This window comes from Microbacterium sp. zg.Y909, assembly GCF_024626565.1.
The window spans coordinates 1-1326 of sequence record NZ_JANJFJ010000490.1; the positions used below are offsets into that span (position 1 = coordinate 1).

Below are 1326 nucleotides of genomic sequence, written 5' to 3' on the forward strand. Positions count from 1 at the left end.
CGGTCGCGCACCTTGTCGATGGTCTCGATGAGCAGGGCGACGCCGCGCAGGGCGAAGAATTCGCACTCGAGCGGAATGAGCACGCCGTGGCTCGCCGTGAGCGCGTTGACGGTCAGCAGACCGAGCGACGGCTGACAGTCGATGAGGATGACGTCGTACTCCCCCGCGACCTTGCGCAGCACGCGGGCGAGGATCGTCTCACGGGCGACCTCGTTCACCAGGTGCACCTCCGCCGCCGAAAGGTCGATGTTGGCGGGGAGGATGTCGAGGCCCTCGACGGCGGTGGGCACGATGACCTCGTGCGGGTCGCGCTTGCTGTCCAGCAGCAGGTCGTAGATGGTGGGGATCTCGTGCGTCGCGATGCCGAGACCCGCCGACAGCGCGCCCTGGGGGTCGAAGTCCACCGCGAGCACCCGGCGGCCGTATTCGGCCAGCGATGCCGCGAGGTTGATGGTGGTCGTCGTCTTTCCGACGCCACCCTTCTGGTTGCACAGCGAGATGATGCGTGCCGGACCGTGGCCGTTGAGCTTGGGCGGGGTCGGGAAGCCCTGATAGGGGCGGCCGGTGGGACCGATCGGTGTGTCCCCCGCCGCGGTCTTCGCCGCCTGTGCCTTACCCGCCACCGATGCTCCTGCTCTCTGGGATGCCTGCACCGATTCTAGCCATCACGTCGGCGATCGCCGGAGGGCGCGCGGTGGCGACCCTCCGGCGATGGCGACTAGCGTGCGGCGCCGGCGAGCGTGCCGGTGACCAGTTGCGAGGGGTCGTACGCGATGCAGAGGACCTCGCGGTCCCCACCTGCCCACGACTGCTCGCTGGGGTACATCGGCCAGTACTCCAGCGCCGACTCCTCCCAGGGTGTGCCGACGAAGGTGCCGAACTCGGCGATGCAGGTCTCGTCGGCCTCGGCCGCGAGCGCGTCGGTGCCGGGGTACTCGGATCCCTCGACGTCGAAGGCGTGGTAAACCTCGTCCTCGTGCGGCTCGTCGCAGGGGACGACGGGGACGCTCTCCAGCTCGGTCTCGCCGGTCAGTTCCGACGTGTTGAGGCAATCCCCGACGCGGATCGCGAAGACGTCGACGGCTTCGGAGCTCTCGGTGACCTGGCCGCTCTCGGCGTCGCGAACGGGCTCCGACGAGTTGTCCGGCAGCGACGCGGCGGAGCACGCGGTCAGCGTGGTCATGCCGAGCACGACGAGGCCGGCGAGGGCGAGCTGGGGGCGGGCGAACTTCATGGTTGATCTCTCTTTTTCATAGGGAATTCATTGGCTGTTCAGAGGTATGACCATCCAGCTTGCCAGCACTCGGCGCGTCGGCGCCAATCGGG

At 68.4% G+C, this 1326-nt stretch carries 2 protein-coding genes; both read right to left on the reverse strand.

Translation table 11 applies throughout. From position 1 onward, the window contains the following. A partial coding sequence (locus NQ160_RS21790; protein WP_257517143.1) for a ParA family protein occupies positions 1-623 on the reverse strand: 623 nt, incomplete at its 3' end. A gap of 95 nt (positions 624-718) precedes the next feature. Further along, positions 719-1234 carry a septum formation family protein gene (locus NQ160_RS21795; protein ID WP_257517144.1) on the reverse strand — a complete coding sequence of 172 codons (516 nt, stop codon included), beginning with the start codon at positions 1232-1234 and terminating at the stop codon, positions 719-721. Between the last annotated feature and the right edge of the window lie 92 nt (positions 1235-1326).